Source organism: Mycobacterium deserti (assembly GCF_025345615.1).
Lineage (GTDB): Bacteria > Actinomycetota > Actinomycetes > Mycobacteriales > Mycobacteriaceae > Mycobacterium > Mycobacterium deserti.
In genome coordinates this window covers 39,308-59,939 of the sequence record NZ_JAODWD010000004.1, presented here as the reverse complement: position 1 = coordinate 59,939, position 20,632 = coordinate 39,308, and the positions used below count along the sequence as shown (strand labels likewise).

Genomic DNA, 20,632 nt, shown 5'->3' with positions numbered 1-20,632 from the left:
TCTGGTTGCCGACTTGCTATGGTCCCAGCCAACATTCGGTGCGCAATCAACAGCAAACGTCCCAGGGAGCGGTGATGCGAACGGAGACGACGGCCCTCGCGGCCATGGTCGCCGCGGTTGCGCTGGTCTGTGGGTGTGACTTCGACGCGAGAGTGAACCCTTCGCCGACGGTTTCAAAGAACGCTCTGCAAAGTGAAATCACCGACCGTCTCGCCGCAGCGGGTGAGAAGCCCCAATCGGTCACGTGCAAGGAAGACCTCATCGGCGAGGTCGGCAGCAGCGCGCGGTGCGAGGTCGTCATCAGCCCGACCAACAGCTTCGAGCCTGTCGTCACAATCACCGCTGTCGACGGCAACAAGATCGACTACGAGATGACACCCGCGGTGTCCAAGGAACAACTCGAGCAGACGGTCTCGCGTCTGGTCGCCGAGACGGGTGCGCGGGTCGACTCGGTGACATGCGAAACCGGTCTGGACGGCACTGTCGGTGCCACCGCCCACTGCGACGTGACGTCCGATGGGGCCGCGGTGCGACGCACGGTCGCGGTGAACAACGTCGACGGCTTGTTGATGAACTTCGATCTACTACCGATCTGAAGCCGGTTCCGACGCCTCCGAGGTAACCGCGGACGCTGCTTCGTCGATGATCCCCAGCATGGCGCGCTCGGCCGCCGACTCGTCACGCATCCGTATCGCGCGTGCGACCTCGTCATGCAACTCGATTGCGACCGGGTTGGGCGTCGCGGGCATCATGCCGTGCTGGGTACGTCCGGTGAGGACCTCGGCGACGACGCCGTTGAGTGCGCGAAACATCTCATTGCCGCTCGCTTCGAGCAGCGTCCGGTGAAAGATCTTGTCCGCCAACAAATAAGACTGGAGGTCGCCGTTTCGGCCGTGCACCACCATATCGGAGACCGCGGCCGCGAGGATGCGGCACTGATGGGGGTCGGCACGCCGCGCGGCCAGCGCCGCGGCGGCGGGTTCGAATCCACGCCGCAATTCCGACAACGAGACCAATTGCGCTGCGCGGTCACCGGAGTCCAGACGCCAGCGAATCAGCCTCGGGTCGAAGACATTCCACTCCTGAGACGGTTGAATAGTGATGCCGACCCGTCGGCGTGACGCGACCATGCCCATCGACTCGAGCACCCGAATCGCTTCGCGGGCGACACTGCGCGAGACGCCGTGCTGCGCGCTGACCTCGTCCAGGGTGAGGACTCGGCCCATCGGGTATCGACCAGACACGATTCCGGTGCCCAGTGCGGTGAGCAAACTGTCGTGCAATGCGCCGACGTGTGGTTGAGCAGCCACGGATACATCTTGTCATAGCTTTGCTGAGGCGTCTAAAAACATATGAATTGGATTCGACCTTGCAAACGTATGACGATTACGGCAAGCTATGTGACGCCAAACACAACCGGGTAGGTGGAGGGAATGGCGTCACCGATAGTCGTCATGGGCGTGTCCGGCTCCGGAAAGTCGACCGTCGGGGCTGCGCTCGCTCAGCGTCTGCGTGTGCCGTTCGCCGATGCCGACGACTTCCATCCACCGGCGAACATCGCGAAGATGACGGCCGGGCAAGCGCTGAACGACGACGATCGTCATCCCTGGCTCGAGGCGATCGGTGAGTGGCTGGGTGCCCACCGCGACGGCGGAGTCATGAGTTGCTCGGCGCTCAAGCGCAAGTACCGCGATCAGCTGCGCCGCCATTGCGCCGAGGTCGAATTCGTCCATCTGGCCGGTTCGCTCGAAGTCATCAGCAGGCGGCAGGCGAGCCGGCCGGGACACTTCATGCCGGCATCCCTTCTGGCATCTCAGTTTCAGACCCTCGAACCGCTCGAACCGGATGAGTTCGGAGTTGCCATCGACGTGGACCAGAACATCGACTCGATCGTCGAAAACTACGTCGACACAGCTGAAGCGCGCACGACCGAACAGGGACGCCAATGAACTGGAGGACTAGTGGAAGCTATTGAGCCGGCTTACGGTGCCACCACGCTGCTGTTGATCGCGGCCGTGGCCGTCGCCGTCCTGCTGTTTCTGATCATGAAGCTGAAGCTGCACGCGTTCCTGGCGCTCGTGTTGGTCAGCGTGCTGACGGCACTGGCCTCTGGTATCCCGGTGGTCGACATCCCGGATGCGCTGTCTTTCGGTTTCTCCAACACGCTCGGCTCGGTCGCCCTACTCGTCGGGTTCGGGGTCATGATCGGCCGACTTCTCGAAATCACCGGCGGGGCCCAAGTTCTGGCCGACACGCTTATCAACAGGTTCGGTGAGAAGCGCGCTCCACTAGCACTGGGTGTCGCCGCGCTGATCTTTGGCTTCCCGATCTTCTTCGACGCCGGTTTCGTCGTCTTCCTGCCGATCATCATGACGGTGGCGCGGCGATTCGGCGGCTCGCTCCTTCTGTATGCCTTCCCGGCCGCAGGCGCTTTCGCGGCCATGCATGCGTTGGTGCCCCCGCATCCGGGACCGGTGGCAGCCGCCGAAGCGCTGGAGGCCAACATCGGCCTCACCTTGCTGGTAGGGACGCCCATCGCCGTCGCTTCGTGGTACGTCGGCGCTTATCTCGTGTCCCAAATGATGGGTCGCCGGGTGTATGTCGACATTCCTGAGGCGTTGTTCGGACAGATGAACGGTGGACGCGACGAGGGAATCGACGACGGCGCACTCGGTACCGGCGCAGCCGAAAGCCGCAGCACCGCGCAGGCATCGAAGACCCGTACGGCGCCGCCGGCCTTCACGACGGTCCTCGCAGTTCTGCTGCTGCCGTTCGTCTTGATCTCCTTCAACACCGTGCTCGACACCCTCATGACTGCGGGAGTGATCGAGGAGGGTGCCTCGTGGGCCGAGTACCTCAAGCTGCTCGGTCAAACCTCGGTGGCACTGCTCATCACGGTCATCGTGGCCACACTCGTCTTGGGACTGCGGGGCCGGTCGATGGCCGATGTCAGCAGCATCTTCGACGATGCCCTCGGACCCATCTGTTCGATCATCCTGATCACCGGCGCCGGTGGCATGTTCGGCGGCGTGCTGCGCTTGAGCGGTATCGGGGATGCGCTGAGCAGTTCGCTGTCGAGTCTGGGGATTTCCCTCATTCTGCAGGCCTTCATCATCGCCACACTGCTTCGGGTGGCGCAGGGCTCTGCGACTGTGGCCTTGACGACCACAGCGGGATTGCTCGGCGCTGCGGCCGCGGACGCGAATCTGAGCAGCCTCCAACTGACCCTGCTCGTTGTCGCCATCGCTGCGGGAGCGACTGTGCTGTCACATGTGAACGACTCGGGCTTCTGGCTGGTCAGTCGCTTCCTCGGCATGGACGTGAAAACGACGCTGAAGACATGGACCGTCATGGAGACCACGCTCGGGCTCACGGCATTCCTGATCAGCCTGGCGTTGTGGGTGGTGGTCTGACGCCCGAGCGAGAGGTCAGTCCTTGACGACCTGAGTGCCACCCGCGATCTCGTCGTGCTTGCCCTGCTTGGTCGGACTGCCGTTGATGGTCACCGCGATCACGATGATCGCGATCACGCCGAGCAACCCGCCGATGAAAGGGACGATCGGCAGCACGGTCCACGAGTTGCGGATAGCCGACTGCGCGGGGGTCGGCTTCGGCGCTCCGCCCGGTCCGTGCACCCGTAGGCCCAGCAGCTTCTTGCCGGGCGTCCACCCTTGTGTCGTCTCGAAGACGAGGAAGTACACGAACGTCAGCAAGCCGGTGAACAACCCGGTTACCAAGTAGTTGGACAGCGAGTCGGTCGCAAAGATCAGGATCCAGCTGACGACGCCGACGAGGACGCCGTCGATCAGCCGGGCGGCGAACCGGATCGCCAATCCGCCCGCTTCGCCACCGGGTGGGGGATAACCACCGGATGGGGGGTAGGAGCCGGGCTCGCCGTACTGGCCGGGTTGGGACTGGAAATCGCCGGTGGTCATGGCATCGCTCTCCTACACAGGAAGGTGGGGTGTCAATGTACCGCCACCACCTGTGCAGGAGAACGATTTATCGCGCTGTGAGACGAAGGGTCAGCCCCAACGGCTGGCGTTCTTCTTCGTTTGTTTGGCCTGGCGCTTTGCCTGCTTGGCCTGATACTTCGCCTGAGCGCGCGCGGTATCAGCCAGGTCGCTGGCACGCTTGGACGCCACCTCGGCGAGTTCGGCGCCGCGGTCGCGGGCGGTATCGGTGAGCTCCGGCGCCCGGTCACGCGCCGCTTCGGCGAGTTCGAGGCTGCGCCTGCGCGCCGCTTCGGCCAACTCGGGGCCGCGGTCGCGCGCGACGTCGGCGATCTCGGCGCCCCGTTCGCGAGCCACTTCGGCGAGCTCGAGGCCGCGCCGCCGGGCGACTTCGGCCAGCTCCGGGCCGCGGTCGCGGGCAACATCGGCCAGTTCGGCACCGCGCTCGCGGGCCACATGCGCAATCTCGCGGCCGCGCTCGGCGCCGACCTGCAGGCCGTGGCCTACCTTCTCGGCGAACGCGCTGTCGGCGAGGCTGCCACCGGCCGCCGCTCCGACGGGCAGCGCGGCGCTGACCTTCCCGGCCGCCCGACGAGCGCGCCAACCCAGAGACGGTTTGCCTTCGGTGTCGACCGCCGCGATGATCAGGCCGCCGATCAAACTGATGTCGGTGAGGAACGCGCGTCGCTCATCGGCCTTGCGCTGCGGATCGCTTTCACTCCAGAACGCGTGTCCGCCAAGGCTACCCGGTACGACACTGAGCGCCAGCGCCGCCGACGCGACTCGCGGCAGTTTGCCGGTCGCCAAGAGCAGGCCCCCACCGATCTGCACGGCGGCGTTGACGCGGGCCACCGTCTCGGCGTTGTTCGGAACGTTCGGGCCGACGGGATCGGGCAGCTTGCTCAGGCCTTCCAGCGTGGGCCGTGCGGCATCCGCCGCCGGTTTGGGGCTACGCAGGGCGTCCACGCCCCGGGAGATGAAGACGGCTGACAGCATCGGGCGCGCTAAACGTCGGATCAACATGCGGCGTGAGTTCCCCTGCTCATGGCCATGCAAACCCTAATAACCGGTGTCCCGCGCACCGCGGTCCCGCAGCGGCTGGATGTACCAGAACAATGCGAGGGCAGCCACCGTGACACTCCCGGCGATCCACGCGCCGGTTCGGCCCACGACGCTGTCGAAGATGACGACGGCGACTCCGGTCAACGCCGTCCCGAGCAGCAGCGTCCCCACGATCGCGTACTTGTGTGTGGTGGCCACCAACGTCTTCATGCGGTGCCGGCGAAACAGCAGCCGGTGCATGCTGACAGGGGCCACCAGCAACACCGTCGCGCCGATCGAGCAGGACACCGTGACGAGGTACACCGTGCGCATGGCGGCGTCGAGCTGGGTGAACCGTGGCTGAAACGGCAGGATCAAGAGAAACCCGGTGAGGAGCTGCACGCCGGTCTGAGCGACCCGCAACTCCTGCAGGAGGCTGGACCAATTTCGATCCAGGCGTTGGGCTTCCGTCTCGTCGCGGCTGTCGTCCCACCGTCTATCGGCACCGGGGTGCTCGATGTCCACACCCCGATTCTCTCAGCATCGGCAGTCGGCCGTGCACAATCGCCGGCATTCACTGCGCCCACCCTGGGCGGCGACCTGGTTGAACTAGCCCGTCATCCCCGTTGCGTCGTCGGTCCGGTTCGGCCGGTAGCTGCGGAGGTCCTCGAGCAGATCGACATCGACATCGCTCGCACGCCGAGCTGACCGGAGTAACTTCGCAGTCGTGCCTCTCGTTGCGGGAATCGACTCGTCCACACAGTCGAGCAAGGTGGTGATCTGCGACGCCGACAGTGGCGAGGTGAAGAGATCGGCATCCTCACCCCACCCCGACGGCACCGAGGTCGACCCCGAACTGTGGTGGTCGGCACTGCAGGCCAGCATCACAGCCGCGGGCGGGTTCGACGACGTTGCCGCGGTGTCGGTCGGGGCGCAACAGCACGGAATGGTGTGCCTGGCCGCTGATGGGACCGTCGTGCGGAATGTTCTGTTGTGGAACGACACTCGGTCCAGTGAAGCGGCTGCCGAACTCGTTACCGACATGGGCGGAGCCGACGTGTGGGCCGACCGTGTCGGGGTCGTGCCGGTCGCGGCGATCACCGCGGCCAAGCTGCGCTGGCTCGTCGACCACGAACCAGCGCACGCCGACGCGACGGCGGCGGTCTGCCTGCCGCACGACTGGCTGACGTGGCGGCTGCGCGGGTCACACGACCTGGGGGACCTGCGTACCGATCGCAGCGACGCCAGCGGGACTGGGTACTTTTCGGCGGCATCCGACTGTTACCAGTTCGACGTGCTCGAGACGGCGATGCGTGGTAGGCGTCCGGCCGTGCCCGAGGTGCTGGGTCCACGTGATTCGGCAGGGCAGACCTCGACAGGCGCGGAGTTGGGCCCTGGCGCGGGTGACAACGCGGCGGCCGCACTGGGTTTGGGGGCACAGCCGGGCGATTGTGTGGTGTCACTCGGAACGTCAGGGGTGGTCAGCGCCGTTGGTGAGACTGCGCCGCGCGACCCCGAAGGCATCGTGGCCGGATTCGCCGACGCGACAGGTCGGCAACTGCCGCTCGTCTGCACGCTCAACGGCGCTCCCGTCCTGGCCGCCGCGGCCGCCATGCTCGGCGTGGATTTCGACGAGTTCGACCGACTGGCGCTTTCTTCGGCGCCGGGCGCGGACGGGTTGACGCTGGTGCCGTACTTCGACGGTGAACGGTCCCCGAATCTTCCCGGCGCTGCGGGAGCCATGCACGGCATCACCACGCGAAACCTGTTGTCCGCGAACATTGCCCGGGCTGCAGTTGAGGGTCTGCTCTGTTCGATGGCCTACTGCATCGACAAGATCGTCGCGCAGGGCGTCGAGGTGCGACGCATCATCCTGGTGGGTGGGGGAGCGCGGTCGGAGGCGGTCCGGCGCCTTGCTCCCGCGATCTGGGGTGCTCCCGTGCACGTTCCGACACCGGCGGAATATGTCGCGCTTGGGGCTGCGCGGCAGGCGGCTTGGACGCTGTCTCAACAGGATTCACCACCGACGTGGTCGGCGGGCGAGTCGTCGACCTACACCGCGGACCCTACGCCGCAGGTGTTCGACCGATACCTGGCCGCGCAGCGGTTGACGTTGGGCCAGTGAGCTGTCAGTCGGCTTCCGGGCGCGGCCACTGTGGCCGGGGAAGCTCCCGGCCAGGAGGGGGCCGCATCCGGTCGAGCACGACCCGCAGCGGGGGCCATACCGCGCGACCCCGCCGGGTCACCGCGTACGCGGTGAGCACAGCCTTCGGTTCGCGCAGTGGAAGCACCTTCACGCCGCTGCCGGTCGGGCGTCCGATCGGCAGCAGTCCTACGCCGTAGCCCGCGACGATCAATTCCTCGACCAGATCGAGGCTGTCGATCTGGTGGGCGATGCGCGGGCTGAAGCCGGCCATCGCCGCGAGGGTGCGCACGGCGTCCTCGTCGGCGGTATTGCGGGAGTTGACGATCCACGTCCGATCCGCATACGCCGCGATGTCAGCGGGTCCGTCGGTCGTGTCCGCGGGCACGCCGAGACCCCATGTCACAGACCACAGCGCAACACTTTCCAGCACCGGTCCAGGTGACGCGGGTGCCAGGTTGTAGTCGTAGGTCAGCGCGAGGTCGAGATCGTCATCGGTCAGCAGCGCGAAAGCCTCAATCGGTTCGTACTCGCTGATGACGAATTCCAGTTTCGGATACCGCTCGGCCAGTTCGGCGACGATGGGCAACAGCGAGACCCGGATCCCGGTGGCGAAGCCACCGATCCGCACTGTGCCGACGGGTTCGGCGTCGGGGTCGAGGTCCAGTCGCGCACTGTCGACTGCGGCCAGAATCGTCACCGCGTGGTCGGCGAGGCGCCGTCCGGCGGGCGTCAGCCGCACACGACGTCCTTCCGGTTCGATCAGTTGCGCACCGGCTTCCCTTGCCAGCGCGGCGAACTGCTGGGACACGGTCGACGTGGTGAGGTGGTGCGTCTGCGCAACCGCACGCATGGACCCGAGCCGTGACAACGCCAACAGCAACTGCAGGCGGCGAGTGTCCACGGCGGTGATTGTTCACGATAGGTGAACGGTATGTCCAGGTTATTCACGTGGACGTGAACGATCGCAGTGCCGTTCAATGCAGGAGTGACGACCGACCAGGCCCGAAGCGGCGCGCTCATGGCGATGGTGTCCATGCTGTGCGTCCAACTCGGTCTGGCGCTCGCGGTCACGTTGATCGAACGCATCGGGGTGGAGGGGGCCGCTTGGCTTCGCCTGGCCTGGGCGGGAATCATCCTGTTGCTCCTCGTACGGCCGAAGCGAAGTGCGTTCACCCGCAGCAGCTTTGCGATGTGCGCGTTGCTCGGCGTGGTCACTGCGGGCATCACGCTGCTGTTCATGGCGGCGCTCGACCGGATTCCGCTGGGAACCGCCAGCGCGTTGGAGTTCCTCGGGCCGCTCAGCGTCGCGGTAGCCCACGGCAAGGGCTGGCACCGCGTGGCGTGGCCGGGCTTGGCGGCCGCGGGCGTCGTGCTGCTCACCCAGCCATGGAGCGGCACGGTCGATCCGGTCGGTGTGCTCTACGCGCTGGCATCGGCGGTGTGCTGGGCCGCCTACATCCTGCTCACCCAGCGGGTCGGTGACGCGGTCGCCGGAATCAACGGCCTTGCGGTCTCGATGCCCGTGGCAGGCCTCGTGGCCACTCTCACCGTGGGCCCCGCGGTGTTCGAGCGCATGACCCTCGAAATCCTGCTGATCGGTATCGGCCTGGCGATCCTGCTCCCCGTGGTGCCGTTCGCACTGGAACTGCTCGCGTTGCGCAGGCTGACGACGGCGGCGTTCGGCACGCTCATGGCGCTCGAACCGGCGTTCGCGATGATCGTCGGATTCATCGTGCTGAACCAGGTGCCGGGTTCGGCGGGCGTGGTGGGCATCTGCTTCGTGGTGATCGCCGGGGTCGGTGCGGCGAGAACCGGCGCAAGGGCAGCGCCGGCGATACCGGCCGAAGTCGGCTCCTGAGAATGCCTCTGCTGCGACGAGTCTGTGAACCGAAGGAGTCCACATGCCATCGAGAATGTCCGACTCGGTCTTCGTCCGCACCGTCAACGCGGTGGCCGTCGCTCTTCTCGACGCGCCGGTGGTGGGTCGCGTACTCGGACGCGGCCTGGTCAAGATCCGCTACGTCGGCCGCCGATCGGGTCAGACGTTCGAATTGCCGGTCGGGTACCGGCGCTGCGCCGACGGCATCGTCATCGGCGTCGCCGCACCCGACGCCAAGACGTGGTGGCGCAACTTCCTCGGTGACGGCGGTCCGATCACAGTGCTCGGACTCGACCGACGAGACCGTATCGCGCACGCCGTGGCAGACCGAGACCCTCAGGGCCGGGTGTCGGTGCGAGTCTCGCTGACTAGGTAGCGATTCGCTTGCGCCGGTAGAGGGTTCCCAGCGCCAACAGGATCAGGCTCACCACCAGGATCGCGGTCGCGAGGACATTGATCTGCGGCGGGACGGCCGCTTTGACCGCGGCGTTGACGTACAGCGGATACGTGACCGACGACCCGCTGACGAAGTAGGTGATGATGAAGTCGTCGAGCGACAACGCGAACGACAACATGCCCGCGGCCACGATGCCGGGAATGATCAGCGGCAGCGTCACGCGGAAGAAGGTTCGCGTCGGGCTGGCGCCGAGGTCCATCGACGCGTCCTCGAGGGTCCAGTCGAACCCCCGTACCCGCGCTCGCACCGTCATCGCGATGAAGCTCACCTCGAAAGCGATGTGCGACAGCACAATTGTCACATAGCCGGTCGGCTGGCCCATGTCGAGGAACAGGACCAGCAGTGCGGCGCCCATCACCACCTCGGGTGCGGTGAGCGGCAGTATCAGAAACGTGTCGACGGCCCGCTGACCCCGCCAACGCTGGCGTACCAGCGCGATCGCCACCAGCGACCCGAGTACCAGCGCCACCAGCGTCGAGACCGCCGCGACGTTCAAACTCAGCTTCATCGCGTTGGTCAACGCGGGGTACTTGAACGGGTCCGCCCAGTTGTCGAGCGTGAAACCCTGCCAGGTGTAGTTGAATTTGCCTTTGGGGTCGTTGAACGAAAACAGCACGATGACGAAGATCGGCAGGAACAGGTACACGAGTGCCAGTCCCGCGACGATCCGGAGCAGTACATCACCCCACTTCGGGCTGCCCTTCACGGATTTTGCCGGAGTCCCGCGGGTGGCGGCCTCCACCGCCTGAGCGGTCATACGAGGTCCTCCGTGCCCAGTGCCCGCGTGTAGAGCAGCACACCGGCGAGAATGATCAGCATCAGCACCATGCTCAACGCCGCCGCCGCGGGATAGTCCTTGACCACCAGGAACTGCTGCTGAATGACGTTGCCGATCATGGTTGTCTGCGTGCTGCCCAGATACTCGGCGTTGATGAAGTCGCCCGCCGCCGGGATGAAGACCAGCAGGCTGCCGGCCAGCAGGCCCGGCATCGACAGCGGCAGAATCACTTTGGTGAAACTGCGGGTGTTCGACGAGTACAGGTCCTTCGAGGCCTCGATGAGCCGGGGGTCGATCTTCTCCAGACTCACGTACAACGGCAGGATCATGAAGATGATCCAGTTGTAGGTCAGTCCGCCGATCACCGCCCAGCTTGTCGACAGCAACCTGCCGTCGCTGCCCAGCGCCCCGATGGCGTCCAGGGCACTGACCACCCAACCGTCGTCGGCGAGAATGGTTTTCCACGCAATGGTGCGGATCAGGAACGTGACGAAGAACGGCAGGATCACCAACCCGAGGATGAGGTTCTTGAACCGACCGGCCTTGAATGCGATCACGTACGCCAGCGGAAAGGCGAGCAGCACGCACAGCAGCGTCGCGCTGATCGCATAGCCGAACGACCGCAGGATCTGGTCCTGATACCGCGTGAACGCGTCGGTGTAGTTGCCGAAGTTCCATGAGAACGTCAGGGTGGGCATGTACACCGAACCGGCCGTCGACGACAGCGACGTGCGTGCCAGCGAGAAGAACGGCACGACGAAGAAGACCGCGAGGTAGGCCAGCGCGGGCAGGATCATCAGATACGGCGCGATCCTGCTGCGCTGTCGACCGCTGGTGGCGACTCCCGCCATTATGCTCCTCGCGTCCGCAGCGCCATTCGTCAGGCGCCGGTGACCGCTGCGTAGGCGGTGTTGTATTCCATCGTCTGCTCGTCGGACAGCGGCGCCCAGCCCTTTGACCTGTCCAGGACGTCCTTCGGCGGGTTGATCAATGGGTTGCCTGCCACCCCGGGGTTGATCTTGTTGAGCTCGTCGGTCATGTCCGCGAGCACGGGGACGAACTGGGTGAAGGCGATCAGCTTCGCGTAGTTGGGCCGATCGTAGATGTAGTTGATCCACGCCTCGGCGGCCTTCTGGTTCTGCGTGGTGTAGGGAATCACCATGGTGTCGACGAAGGTGGTGCCACCGGATTCCGGAACGATGAACTGAAGATCGGGGTTGTCAGCCTGCAGCTGCACGACGTCACCCGAATAAGCCTGGGCGACAGCGATATTGCCCGCGGCAAGGTCGTCAGCGTAGTCGTTGCCGGTGAACCGGCGGATCTGGCCTCTGTCCTTCTGTTCGCGCACCAGGTCGATGGCCTTCTGCACCGACTCGGTGCTCGGGCTCTCAGGTGAGCCGCCCTGCGACATCATGATCATGCCGAGACCGTCCTGGGCATCGGAGAACAGGCTGACCCGTCCCTTGAACGCCGGATCCCACAGGTCGTCGAGGGTCTTGATGTCGCGGCCGGTCGCGGCCCGGTTGTACGCGAGGCCGACCAGGCCCGACATGTAGGGCGCGCTGAATTTGCGGTCCGGGTCGACGCTGGCCTCGAGAAGGTCGGGACGCAGGTTCTTCTTGTTCGACCATCCGGAGTCGCTGATGTCGTTGAGCCAGCCAAGGCCGTGCAGCCGGGTGGCCATGAACGTGGTCGGCACCGCGAGGTCGGCGCCGATGTCCTGCTTGCGCGACAAGGGTTCCTTGACCTTCGCGAACCACTCCTCGTTGTCGTTGAAGTCTTCCTTGTAATCCACCGTGATGCCCGACGCGGTCTGGAAGGCGGCGACGAATCCGTCGGCCATGTACAGCGGCCAGTTCGAGATCCGCAATGTGCCGCTGGCCGGCCCGCTGTCCTGGCTGGTCGACGTCTCTCCGGAGCTGCCGCTGTCCGAACCGCAGGCGGCCAGCACCGACGGGCCCAGCGCAAGCGCCGCTGCGGCGGCGGCGCCACCGCCGAGGAACCGGCGCCGCGAGGTGCGGTTCGTCGCGAGCCGCGAGAAGAGTCGGGGATCGAATTCATTGGGCATGGCGACTGAGCCTTTCGTCGATGGAGGGAGGGGGAGACGGCCGACCGGGATCGGATGCGCCGCCGGCGGCAGTCAGGAGTCGTCGAGCATCTCTTCGAGATCTTCGGTGGTGGGGATGTCGGCAGCGGGAAGTACCAGCGAGGCGTCGGGCGCCCAGCAGACATGCACCTCGTCGCCGGGACGCAGCAACGGCAGGTCCTGCTCGGGGCCGACGTGCGCGAGGATCGTCGAGTCATCGGGTGCGGCCAGCGACAACCGCACGACAGGACCCTGGAATGTCAGGTCGCGCACCGTCGCCCGCACCGTCGCGACGTCACCCGATGGCACGTCCATGGACACCCGCACCCGCTCGGGACGCACCATCAGCGTCGCCTGGCCACCGGGTTCGATCGCGGTTTCCCCGGGGCGGGCCTTCAACGTCGTGCCGAGCACCTCGACTTCCACGAAGTCGCTGTTCATGCGACCGGTCTGGCGGCCCGGCCACAGATTCGCCTGTCCGATGAAGCTCGCCACGAACACTGTGGACGGCCGGTCGTAGATCTCGGTCGGCGTCCCGATCTGGTCGACGTTGCCCGCGTTCATGACTGCGATCCGGTCGCTCATCGTCAGCGCTTCCTCTTGGTCGTGGGTCACGTAGATGAACGTGATCCCGACCTCGCGCTGGATGCGCTTGAGTTCGAACTGCATCACCTGGCGCAGCTTGAGGTCGAGCGCGCCGAGCGGTTCGTCGAGCAGCAGCGCGCTGGGGTAGTTGACCAGCGCCCGCGCCAGCGCCACCCGCTGCTGCTGGCCACCGGACAACTGGGCCGGCCTGCGCTCGGCGAAGTCGGTCAGGCGCACGATCTCCAGCAGCTCATCGACGCGCTTGCGGACCTGTGCCTTGTCGACCTTCTTGCTGCGGGGGCCGTACGCGACGTTGTCCCACACGCTCATGTGGGGGAACAGGGCGTAATGCTGGAACACCGTGTTGACGTTGCGTTTGTGCGGCGGCACCCGGGAGACGTCGGTGCCCTCGAGTCGGATGGCGCCGGAGCTGGGGCTCTCGAACCCGGCGATCATCCGCAGCGTCGTCGTCTTACCGCAGCCCGACGGCCCGAGCATCGAGAAGAACTCGCCTGACGCGATCGAGAAGTCCGCCTCAGCGACGGCGACATAGTCGCCGAAGCGTTTGGTGACGTTGTCGATTTCGATGACGGGGCCGCCAGGGGCGCGGCCGGTCGCGTCGTGTCCCGCCGATGTGTCGATAGCCGTGGTATGTGAGCCGGTCAGGGCAGATCCTTCCTCCAGACACCCCCCGATGCTGTGGGTAAACAATCGCCGATCACACGCCCCTTCGCAAGCGATTCCGCAACGAATTTACATTTCGACAATGGAATCCTTCGTCACAGGCGAGGGATACCGCAAGAATCCGCTGCTCGGGTAGTGGACCCCGCCGGTCTGGCAGCGGTCGGCTGACGGGGTGGGAGCGTGCCGGTTCAGTTTCGCAGCCTGAGCCCGCCGTATTGGTCGAACCCCGGGACCCGTTTATGCGGCCCTGCACACCGGGTAGTGGAGAAGACATGGCAACGGTGGATGTCTCGGTGTCGTCGGATCTGGTCCCGGAGAAGGCCTGGGCGCTGGCATCGGATCTGCGGCGCTTCGACGAATGGCTGACGATCTTCAATGGGTGGCGCAGCGAGGTGCCTCCGCAGATCGAGGTCGGCACCTGCGTGTCCTCGTGCATCAAGGTCAAAGGCTTTCGCAACACCGTGCATTGGCGGGTCACCCGCTACGACGAACCGAAGCAGATCGAGATGGTCGGCAGGGGCCGACCGGGCATCCGAATCGCGTTGACGCTGTGTGTGCGCGACGACAAGCCCGGCTCCACCTTCCAGGTTCTGGCCGACCTGTCCGGCGGTGTGCTCAGCACCCCGGTGGGCAAGCTGGTCGCGAGGGTTCTCGAGTCAGACGTGAAGAAGTCGGTCGCCAACCTGGCGGCACTGCGCTAACCCCACTCGTGGTTCATGGCGCGGGATTCGCACCGTGCCTCCACGGATTCCATCGTGCGTGGCCGCGGACGTGACAGGGCGATCAGCCCCATCGCGAGGGCCGCGGTCGTCGCGCCGCCGACGAAGATCGCGACGAAGCTGCTCTCCACCGGCACACCGGTTCCGGCGACCATCCGGCTGAGCAGCACGGCCACGACCGCGGCGGCCGTCGAACTCCCGATCGTGCGGGCGATCGCGTTCATGCCGGTCGCCACGCCCGTCTCGCCCGCGTCGACTTCGCTGACGATGAGCGCGGGCAGCGCGCCGTACCCCAGGCTGATGTAGATGTTCGCAAGGATCCCGGCGACGACGACCTGCCACGAGGCCGAGTGGGCGAGTGCGATGAACAGAAACCCTGCTATCCCCGCCAGCGCCGCAACCATGAGCACCGGTCGGGCGCCGAACCGGTCGACGAAGCGTCCGCTCAACACCGCGATCAGGAAGCCGGCGAGCGCGCCGGGCAGCAGGTAGACGACGCTGGCCTCGAGGACAGTGGCACCGAAGCCGTAACCTGCTGCGTCTCGGGGTATCTGAACGAACTGCGTGAGGCCGAGGAACGCGAAGTACAGGCCCATCCCGACGAATATGGTGGCCAGGTTGGTGAGCATGATCGGCCTGCGGGTCAGCATCTCGATGGATACCAGCGGATGACGGGTCCGACGTTCCCACACCCACCAGCCGACGAGCACGCCGAGGCCCGACGCGGCTGAGCCGATGGTGGCCGGGGACGCCCAGCCCCACGAGTTGCCCTGGGTGACGGCCAGCAGAACCGCCGACAGCCCGGCGGCCAGTCCGGCGGCGCCGAGCCAGTCGATAGTGCCCACGACACGTCGCGGACGGGCCGGGACGATGAGCACCACGATGGCCAGCACGAGCACGGTGAACGCGGTGGTCAACCAGAACACCCGGTGATAGCCCGCGTCGCCGGCCATCAGCAGCCCCACGACGACCAGTCCGACCCCGCCGCCGAACCCCAACGTCCCGGACATCACCGCCATGGCGGGCATCAGTCGTTCCCGCGCCAGTTCTTCCCGCAGCACCGCCACGCTGATCGGATACAGCGCGAACGACGCCGCCTGCAGGACGCGCGCCGCGATCAGCAGGGGAAGCGACGATGTGACCGCGGCGAGGACCGACCCGATCAAGACCACGATGAGCACGGCAACCAGCACGCGCTTCTTGCTGTGCAGGTCGGCCAACCTGCCCAGCAGCGGGGTGGCCGCCGCTGCCGCCAACAGGTTGGCGGTCACGGTCCAACTGACCGCGACGGTGGACACGTCGAGTTGGTCGGCGATGACGCCGATGACGGGGACGACGGCGGTCTGCAGGACCGCGACCGTCAAGACCACGATGCTGAGCCCGGCGACCAGCAGTCGTGGCCGTCGGATCGGCGAGTGCTCAGCAGCGGCCGACCGCGTCGCGTCGGTCTCGACCACTGCCTCTGGCCCTCCTCGTCGTCGCCGTTCGGTGATCTCGACTATGTCACCTCGGCGCGTCCGGGCTGCACGCCGGTTGTGCGATTCGACGAATGTGTTGTCTCAGAAAGGGTTACGGCTGCGTGTGCTGTGCGTCGCTGGGTTGGCTGCTGGTGTTGATGAAATCGTCGATCAGGTCGACCACGTCGCTTGGCCGCTCGACATGTGGGAAGTGGCCGACGCCTTCGAGCACCTCGAGGCGGCTGTCCGGCCGCGCGGCGAGCGCCGCATAGGCGTGATCGACGGGGATGATGCGGTCCTGGTCGCCCCAGATGGCCATGGTCGGAATCTCGGACGCGACGTGCAGACGATTGAGCGCACTCACCGCCTGCCCTCGGTAGTCGACGACGGAGCGCAGCGTGCGCAGGAACGCGTGGCGGGTCTTCGGGTCGGACAGCGACGAGTAGGCGCTCCACATCTCCGCGCCGCGCGGCGACTGCACCCCGGCCGCCGAGAGCCATGTGCGGATTTTGTTGCCTGCGGTCAGCACGGGTTGCGGAGCGATGATGGGCAGAATGAACTCGGCGCCCGGGGCGGACAGCAGCCGAAGTGTCCAGCCGACGTCGGGTCCGAGGCCACCGCTGCTGATGAGGATCAGCCGCTGACAGTAGTCCGGGTGCTGGTAGACGAATTGCATGGCCACACCGCCGCCGAGCGACTGGCCGATGATCGTCGCCCGGGTCACGCCCAGTTCGTCCAGCAAATCGCGCAGCCACACCGCGAAGGCACCGAGGGAGTAGTCGCCGCGGGGTTTGTCGGATTGGCCGTGGCCCAGCAGATCGGGAGCCACCACGCGATACCTGCGTGACAGCTGCGGAATCACCGCGCGCCACGTCTCGGAACTGCCGGCCATCCCGTGGAGCAGTAGCAACACCTCGTCACCGCTACCGACGTCGCGGTAGGCGACCCGGTCGCCGTGTATCTCCAGAAATTTCATTTCGCTCACGAAAGCGGTCCCCCTGTGGTTTGTGCGATCACTGTCTACCCCGAAAATGTGTCAAGTAAAGCCAGGTCGGCCGGTAGCCTCGGCGTTCGTACAGGCGAAGCGCTTCGCGATTGCCCGCCAGCGCTCCCAGCATCAAGTCTTGCACTCCCTGGGCTGCGAGGTGGTCCTCCAGTCGGCTCAGCAACTCGGATCCGAGGCCGCTGCCGCGGTATTCCGCTGTGACACTGAGTGATTCGATCTCACCGATGCGCGGACCCGTTCGCCACGTGTCGGGTATCCAGGTATCGTCTACCGCCGCGACATGCGCCAGCCCGTACCCAATGGCCATCTCGGCGACGGAGGCGATCAGCAGCAGCGTGTCCGGCTTGGCGAGCAAGGATTCGTACAGAGTCCGCCGTACCCGCCACGTCTGGTGATCGCTGACATACGGTGCGAGCTCGGGCATGGTCTGCGCGTGCCAGTGATGAACGGCGACCCACAGTGGCTCGATGAGGTCGAGATCGTCGACGCCGCCGGCGCGCACCTGCCAGTCCGTGGCCATCACGCCACGCTAGCGCGACGCCGTCCGTGTCGGGGTCACACGCGCTTTGCGCCCTCGGCGACGGCGCGAAGCTTGTCGGGATTGGCGACGTTGTGCACCGCCGCGATGCGGCCGTCGGCGCCGAGGTCGACGGTGATGGTGGCGATGACGCGTCCCGCACCGGTCATGACTATTCCCGGGCCGCCGTTGATGTCGACGAGTTCGGCAGCCATGTCGGATATTTCGACGCCTTCGTACGGCCGCTGGGCGTTGCCCGCCAGCCAGCGGGCGACGTTCGCCGCGCCGATGATCGGACGCATGGCCTGGCGCACCTTGCCACCGCCGTCGGTCCACAGTGTGACCTCGGGAGCCAGCAGTTCCATCAACTGGTTGATGTCGCCGCCCATCGTGGCCGCGAAGAACCGCTCGGTGGCCTCGCGCTTCTTGACGCGGTCCGCCTCGAACCGGGGCCGCCGGGCCTGGACGTGTTCGCGCGCACGGTGTCCCGCCTGGCGAACAGCTGGCTCAGACCGCTCGACGGCCTCGGCGATTTCGCCGTAGCTGAACGCGAAGACCTCCTTGAGGACGAACACCGCACGCTCCAGCGGACTCAGTGTTTCGAGCACGACGAGCATCGCCATCGAGATCGATTCGGCGGTCGCGATGTCCTCGGCGGCGTCGGCCTGAGTGAGGATCGGCTCTGGAAGCCACGGCCCCACATACGTTTCACGCTGGCGCCTGGTGGAGCGCAGGCGCTCCATCGACAGGTTGGTGACGATACGCGCGAGGTAGGCCTTCGGGTCCGCCACCTGCGAGCGATCGTCGGCCGACCATTTGAACCAGGCGTCCTGCACCACGTCTTCGGCGTCGGCGGCCGATCCGAGTAGGCGGTAGGCGACCGCGAACAACAAGTTCCGGTGATCGGCGAACGTCTGTTGATCGCTGCTCATTTCGTCGCTCGACCGCCGCGACGCCACATCGTCGAGCCGAATCCCGGCACCACCTTGAGCAGGCGGTAGGTCGGCCACGGGCTGGAGCTCACCGTCTCTTTGTACGTCACGGCCATCCGACCGGCCAAGTAGAACCGGCCAGGAGCGTCGTCGGGGCGGGTGAATTGGATGACGGCATCGCGGCGACCCAGGCTGACAGGCTGGTGGACATATCCGAATCGAAACGGCTTCGGCTGCTTGCCTTTTAACTCTCGGACGATCGAGGCGGCCGCGTGCATCGCGGTGGGGATTCCGCTCTGGCAGGTGCCGTGCAACGGGCCGTAGCGCTGGTGCGCCGCCGCCGCGTCACCGACGGCATACACGTTCGGGTGCGAGACGGACCGCAGGGCGGGGTCGGTCAAGATGCGCCCTTTGTCGTCGACGGCGAGACCGGCGGCCGCGGCGATCGGCGACACACGCACACCCGTCGTCCACAGCACGGCCTGTGCTGGCACCACTTCGCCGTCGTCGAGGGCCACCCCGTCCGGCGTCACCTTCACGATCTCGACGCCAGAGCGGACCTGGACTCCCAGACGCTCCAGCCCGGTGCACAGTCGGGCGCGCGCCTTTTCACCCATCATGTGCCCGGGCTCCTGCCGGCTCAGAAGGACCACGTCGAGATCGGGATGCTGCTCGGCGATCTCGGCTGCGGACTCGACTCCCGTCAGCCCGCCGCCCGCCACGACGACCGGCGCGTCGGACAGCCGGGCCAGCTGCTGAGCCAGCATTTCGGCGTCCTGCACGCTGTCGAGCGTGTAGGCGAATTCGTCGACGCCGGGCACCGTTGCGGTGTCGGCGACGGCGCCCAGCGCGCAAATCAGGGTGTCGTAGCGCAGCGTGCGGGCATCGTCTACCCGCACGACCTGCGCATCGGCGTCGATCGCGGTGACCCAGCCCTGAATGAAGTCGACACCGGTGCCGGCCAGGCGGTGGGGGATCTGAAAGTCGGTCAGCGTCTGACCCGATGCGGTCTGGTGCAGCCGTAGCCGTTCGGTGAAGCGGGTCTGCGGGTTGACCAGCGTGAGGTGAACGTCCTCGCGGCCCTTCAACCGGCCGCTGAGCGCCATCGTTGCAGCCATGCCGGCGTACCCGGCGCCGAGAATGAGGATCTCCTTCATCGTGCTGCCTTTCATGTCGGTGGGAGCAGATACACACCAGACGCGGACAGCGGTCAGAATTGTGACATCGCTATCGCACAGGAATTCACGACGTACGGACCGTCGCACTGGGCCGTGCTCGCCCTTTTCGCTGTGGTGGCGGCGGTGCTGGTGTGGCTCGGTCGCCGACAGACCGCCGCCGCGGCCGGACGGTTCGGTCGCATCGTCGGTGCGGTGACGGCGGTCATCTACCTGGCGGCGTTCGTCTACGCCCTGATTCCGTTCGACGTGCGCTGGTCGGTGCCGCTGCACCTCACTGACCTGGCCACTGTGGTGGCGGCGTACGCGTGGTGGTCACAGAAACACTGGGCGTACGTCCTGACGTACTACTGGGGTCTGGTGCTCAGCGTGCAGGCCCTGATCTCGCCTGCGCTGACGGGGCCCGACTTTCCCAGCCTGCCGTACCTGGGTTTCTGGTCGATCCATCTGCTCGTCGTCTGGGCCGCCGTGTATCTGACCTGGGGCCGCGGGATGCGGCCGCGCTGGCGCGACTACCGCTTCGTTGTCGCGGTCACCGTTGGGTGGGCGGCGATCACGATGTCGTTCAACAGCCTCGCCGGGTCGAACTATGGCTTCCTGAACGGCAAACCGTCGACTGCCTCGCTGTTGGATCTCTTCGGTTCGTGGCCCTGGTACCTGGTCGTCGGCGCGACGCTCGTATTCGCGGTGTGGGCGGCGATGACCTGGCCATGGATCCGTGCGCGCGGCTACGAGATCGACGACGGTCGCGCCGACGGCTCCTCGGCGTGCTCCCCGGCGAGTTGATCGACCGACATCCCCTCGACCAGCCGGTCCAGCGCGCCCATCATGGTGGCGCATTCACGGGCGGGGTGGTCGGTTGGGCAGTGCAGCGCATGGGTGAGGAAGCGTTGCGCCCCCTGCGCCTGGGCGATCACCTCGTCCAGGTGTGCGATCTGTTCGCGGACGACGTCTCGCCAATGCGGGCCGGGCGCATCGAGAACCGCTGCTGCCGTCTCGAGCGGCAGGCCCAGCTGATTGAAGATCTTGATGAACGCCATGCGGCGAAGTTCCTCGGATCCGTACATCCGCTTGCCCGCTCGGCGAACTCGGGGAGACACCAACCCCCGTTCGTCGTAGTACCTCAACGCCGATGTCGTCAAGCCCAGCCGCGCGGCCGCCTCGCCGATCGAGATCAGATCCATAACGTCATTTGACTTCAAGCCGACTTGAACCGG

Annotated in this window: 23 protein-coding genes; 8 read left to right on the top strand and 15 right to left on the bottom strand. The window is 66.2% G+C overall.

All coding sequences use genetic code 11. The annotated features are described in order from the left end of the window. Positions 1-74: 74 nt before the first annotated feature. Positions 75-596 carry a DUF4333 domain-containing protein gene (locus N4S67_RS16600; protein ID WP_260994118.1) on the top strand — a complete coding sequence of 174 codons (522 nt, stop codon included), beginning with the start codon at positions 75-77 and terminating at the stop codon, positions 594-596. Here the strand turns inward: N4S67_RS16600 and N4S67_RS16595 are convergent. Continuing rightward, entirely contained in the window at positions 585-1,310 is a 726-nt protein-coding gene (locus tag N4S67_RS16595) for a FadR/GntR family transcriptional regulator (protein WP_260994117.1), read from the bottom strand. The genes N4S67_RS16600 and N4S67_RS16595 overlap by 12 nt on opposite strands. A 123-nt stretch (positions 1,311-1,433) precedes the next feature. Here N4S67_RS16595 and N4S67_RS16590 point away from each other — a divergent pair, with 123 nt between their 5' ends. Next, on the top strand, positions 1,434-1,949 hold the full coding sequence (locus N4S67_RS16590) for a gluconokinase (protein ID WP_260994116.1): 516 nt from the start codon (positions 1,434-1,436) through the stop codon (positions 1,947-1,949). 12 nt (positions 1,950-1,961) lie between these two features. After that, positions 1,962-3,413: a GntP family permease gene (locus N4S67_RS16585; protein WP_260994115.1), complete on the top strand. Its 1,452-nt coding sequence runs from the start codon at positions 1,962-1,964 to the stop codon at positions 3,411-3,413. 15 nt (positions 3,414-3,428) lie between these two features. Here N4S67_RS16585 and N4S67_RS16580 read toward each other — a convergent pair whose 3' ends face one another. The 3 genes from N4S67_RS16580 to N4S67_RS16570 all read right to left on the bottom strand — a co-directional run bounded on the left by N4S67_RS16580 (position 3,429) and on the right by N4S67_RS16570 (position 5,519). Further along, the gene (locus N4S67_RS16580) at positions 3,429-3,935 is read right to left on the bottom strand and encodes an RDD family protein (protein WP_260994114.1); all 507 of its coding nucleotides are present in this window, start codon (positions 3,933-3,935) and stop codon (positions 3,429-3,431) included. Between the two features lie 90 nt (positions 3,936-4,025). Then, the gene (locus tag N4S67_RS16575; protein ID WP_260994113.1) at positions 4,026-4,976 is read right to left on the bottom strand and encodes a DoxX family protein; all 951 of its coding nucleotides are present in this window, start codon (positions 4,974-4,976) and stop codon (positions 4,026-4,028) included. A gap of 36 nt (positions 4,977-5,012) precedes the next feature. Then, positions 5,013-5,519, bottom strand: a complete 507-nt coding sequence (locus N4S67_RS16570; RefSeq protein ID WP_260994112.1) for a DUF6328 family protein — start codon at positions 5,517-5,519, stop codon at positions 5,013-5,015. Between the two features lie 202 nt (positions 5,520-5,721). Here N4S67_RS16570 and N4S67_RS16565 point away from each other — a divergent pair, with 202 nt between their 5' ends. Further along, positions 5,722-7,119, top strand: a complete 1,398-nt coding sequence (locus N4S67_RS16565) for a xylulokinase (protein ID WP_260994111.1) — start codon at positions 5,722-5,724, stop codon at positions 7,117-7,119. 4 nt (positions 7,120-7,123) lie between these two features. Here the strand turns inward: N4S67_RS16565 and N4S67_RS16560 are convergent, their stop codons facing one another. Next, positions 7,124-8,041 (bottom strand): LysR family transcriptional regulator, encoded by a 918-nt coding sequence (locus tag N4S67_RS16560; RefSeq protein ID WP_260994110.1) that lies wholly within the window; start codon positions 8,039-8,041, stop codon positions 7,124-7,126. A gap of 84 nt (positions 8,042-8,125) precedes the next feature. Here N4S67_RS16560 and N4S67_RS16555 point away from each other — a divergent pair, with 84 nt between their 5' ends. Next, positions 8,126-8,998: an EamA family transporter gene (locus N4S67_RS16555; protein ID WP_260994109.1), complete on the top strand. Its 873-nt coding sequence runs from the start codon at positions 8,126-8,128 to the stop codon at positions 8,996-8,998. Between the two features lie 43 nt (positions 8,999-9,041). Then, positions 9,042-9,395 (top strand): hypothetical protein, encoded by a 354-nt coding sequence (locus N4S67_RS16550; RefSeq protein ID WP_260994108.1) that lies wholly within the window; start codon positions 9,042-9,044, stop codon positions 9,393-9,395. On the opposite strand, the gene N4S67_RS16545 is transcribed toward N4S67_RS16550, so the two are convergent. The 4 genes from N4S67_RS16545 to N4S67_RS16530 all read right to left on the bottom strand — a co-directional run bounded on the left by N4S67_RS16545 (position 9,388) and on the right by N4S67_RS16530 (position 13,591). Beyond that, a complete protein-coding gene (locus N4S67_RS16545) occupies positions 9,388-10,233 on the bottom strand; it encodes an ABC transporter permease (protein ID WP_260994107.1) in 846 nt (281 codons plus the stop codon). The genes N4S67_RS16550 and N4S67_RS16545 overlap by 8 nt on opposite strands. Next, complete coding sequence (locus tag N4S67_RS16540) at positions 10,230-11,105, bottom strand: ABC transporter permease (RefSeq protein WP_260994106.1); 876 nt, start codon at positions 11,103-11,105, stop codon at positions 10,230-10,232. The genes N4S67_RS16545 and N4S67_RS16540 overlap by 4 nt, the downstream gene beginning before the upstream one ends. 29 nt (positions 11,106-11,134) lie before the next feature. Then, the gene (locus tag N4S67_RS16535; protein WP_260994105.1) at positions 11,135-12,322 is read right to left on the bottom strand and encodes a polyamine ABC transporter substrate-binding protein; all 1,188 of its coding nucleotides are present in this window, start codon (positions 12,320-12,322) and stop codon (positions 11,135-11,137) included. 72 nt (positions 12,323-12,394) lie between these two features. Next, positions 12,395-13,591 carry an ABC transporter ATP-binding protein gene (locus N4S67_RS16530; RefSeq protein ID WP_260994690.1) on the bottom strand — a complete coding sequence of 399 codons (1,197 nt, stop codon included), beginning with the start codon at positions 13,589-13,591 and terminating at the stop codon, positions 12,395-12,397. 290 nt (positions 13,592-13,881) lie between these two features. On the opposite strand from N4S67_RS16530, the gene N4S67_RS16525 reads away from it, so the two are divergent. Continuing rightward, entirely contained in the window at positions 13,882-14,310 is a 429-nt protein-coding gene (locus N4S67_RS16525) for a type II toxin-antitoxin system Rv0910 family toxin (RefSeq protein ID WP_260994104.1), read from the top strand. Here N4S67_RS16525 and N4S67_RS16520 read toward each other — a convergent pair. The 5 genes from N4S67_RS16520 to N4S67_RS16500 all read right to left on the bottom strand — a co-directional run bounded on the left by N4S67_RS16520 (position 14,307) and on the right by N4S67_RS16500 (position 19,397). After that, on the bottom strand, positions 14,307-15,785 hold the full coding sequence (locus tag N4S67_RS16520) for an MFS transporter (protein ID WP_260994103.1): 1,479 nt from the start codon (positions 15,783-15,785) through the stop codon (positions 14,307-14,309). The two genes, N4S67_RS16525 and N4S67_RS16520, sit on opposite strands and share 4 nt — an antisense overlap. Before the next feature lie 112 nt (positions 15,786-15,897). Then, entirely contained in the window at positions 15,898-16,770 is an 873-nt protein-coding gene (locus tag N4S67_RS16515; protein ID WP_260994102.1) for an alpha/beta fold hydrolase, read from the bottom strand. Between the two features lie 28 nt (positions 16,771-16,798). After that, entirely contained in the window at positions 16,799-17,311 is a 513-nt protein-coding gene (locus N4S67_RS16510) for a GNAT family N-acetyltransferase (protein WP_260994101.1), read from the bottom strand. A gap of 35 nt (positions 17,312-17,346) precedes the next feature. Further along, on the bottom strand, positions 17,347-18,240 hold the full coding sequence (locus N4S67_RS16505; RefSeq protein ID WP_260994100.1) for an RNA polymerase sigma-70 factor: 894 nt from the start codon (positions 18,238-18,240) through the stop codon (positions 17,347-17,349). After that, positions 18,237-19,397 (bottom strand): NAD(P)/FAD-dependent oxidoreductase, encoded by a 1,161-nt coding sequence (locus tag N4S67_RS16500; protein WP_260994099.1) that lies wholly within the window; start codon positions 19,395-19,397, stop codon positions 18,237-18,239. Before N4S67_RS16500 ends, N4S67_RS16505 begins: the two co-directional genes overlap by 4 nt. Before the next feature lie 66 nt (positions 19,398-19,463). On the opposite strand from N4S67_RS16500, the gene N4S67_RS16495 reads away from it, so the two are divergent. Further along, on the top strand, positions 19,464-20,201 hold the full coding sequence (locus N4S67_RS16495) for a YwaF family protein (protein WP_260994689.1): 738 nt from the start codon (positions 19,464-19,466) through the stop codon (positions 20,199-20,201). Here N4S67_RS16495 and N4S67_RS16490 read toward each other — a convergent pair. After that, positions 20,144-20,599: a MerR family transcriptional regulator gene (locus N4S67_RS16490; protein ID WP_260994098.1), complete on the bottom strand. Its 456-nt coding sequence runs from the start codon at positions 20,597-20,599 to the stop codon at positions 20,144-20,146. The two genes, N4S67_RS16495 and N4S67_RS16490, sit on opposite strands and share 58 nt — an antisense overlap. Positions 20,600-20,632 lie beyond the last annotated feature (33 nt).

What these genes read in the sequence shown, in the direction of transcription:
- N4S67_RS16600 (WP_260994118.1), top strand. Translation starts at nt 75, where the DNA reads ATGCGAACGGAGACGACGGCCCTCGCGGCCATGGTCGCCGCGGTTGCG.
- N4S67_RS16590 (WP_260994116.1), top strand. Translation starts at nt 1,434, where the DNA reads ATGGCGTCACCGATAGTCGTCATGGGCGTGTCCGGCTCCGGAAAGTCG.
- N4S67_RS16580 (WP_260994114.1), bottom strand. Translation starts at nt 3,935, where the DNA reads ATGACCACCGGCGATTTCCAGTCCCAACCCGGCCAGTACGGCGAGCCC.
- N4S67_RS16575 (WP_260994113.1), bottom strand. Translation starts at nt 4,976, where the DNA reads ATGTTGATCCGACGTTTAGCGCGCCCGATGCTGTCAGCCGTCTTCATC.
- N4S67_RS16550 (WP_260994108.1), top strand. Translation starts at nt 9,042, where the DNA reads ATGCCATCGAGAATGTCCGACTCGGTCTTCGTCCGCACCGTCAACGCG.
- N4S67_RS16545 (WP_260994107.1), bottom strand. Translation starts at nt 10,233, where the DNA reads ATGACCGCTCAGGCGGTGGAGGCCGCCACCCGCGGGACTCCGGCAAAA.
- N4S67_RS16540 (WP_260994106.1), bottom strand. Translation starts at nt 11,105, where the DNA reads ATGGCGGGAGTCGCCACCAGCGGTCGACAGCGCAGCAGGATCGCGCCG.
- N4S67_RS16535 (WP_260994105.1), bottom strand. Translation starts at nt 12,322, where the DNA reads ATGCCCAATGAATTCGATCCCCGACTCTTCTCGCGGCTCGCGACGAAC.
- N4S67_RS16525 (WP_260994104.1), top strand. Translation starts at nt 13,882, where the DNA reads ATGGCAACGGTGGATGTCTCGGTGTCGTCGGATCTGGTCCCGGAGAAG.
- N4S67_RS16510 (WP_260994101.1), bottom strand. Translation starts at nt 17,311, where the DNA reads ATGGCCACGGACTGGCAGGTGCGCGCCGGCGGCGTCGACGATCTCGAC.
- N4S67_RS16505 (WP_260994100.1), bottom strand. Translation starts at nt 18,240, where the DNA reads ATGAGCAGCGATCAACAGACGTTCGCCGATCACCGGAACTTGTTGTTC.
- N4S67_RS16500 (WP_260994099.1), bottom strand. Translation starts at nt 19,397, where the DNA reads ATGAAGGAGATCCTCATTCTCGGCGCCGGGTACGCCGGCATGGCTGCA.
- N4S67_RS16490 (WP_260994098.1), bottom strand. Translation starts at nt 20,599, where the DNA reads ATGGATCTGATCTCGATCGGCGAGGCGGCCGCGCGGCTGGGCTTGACG.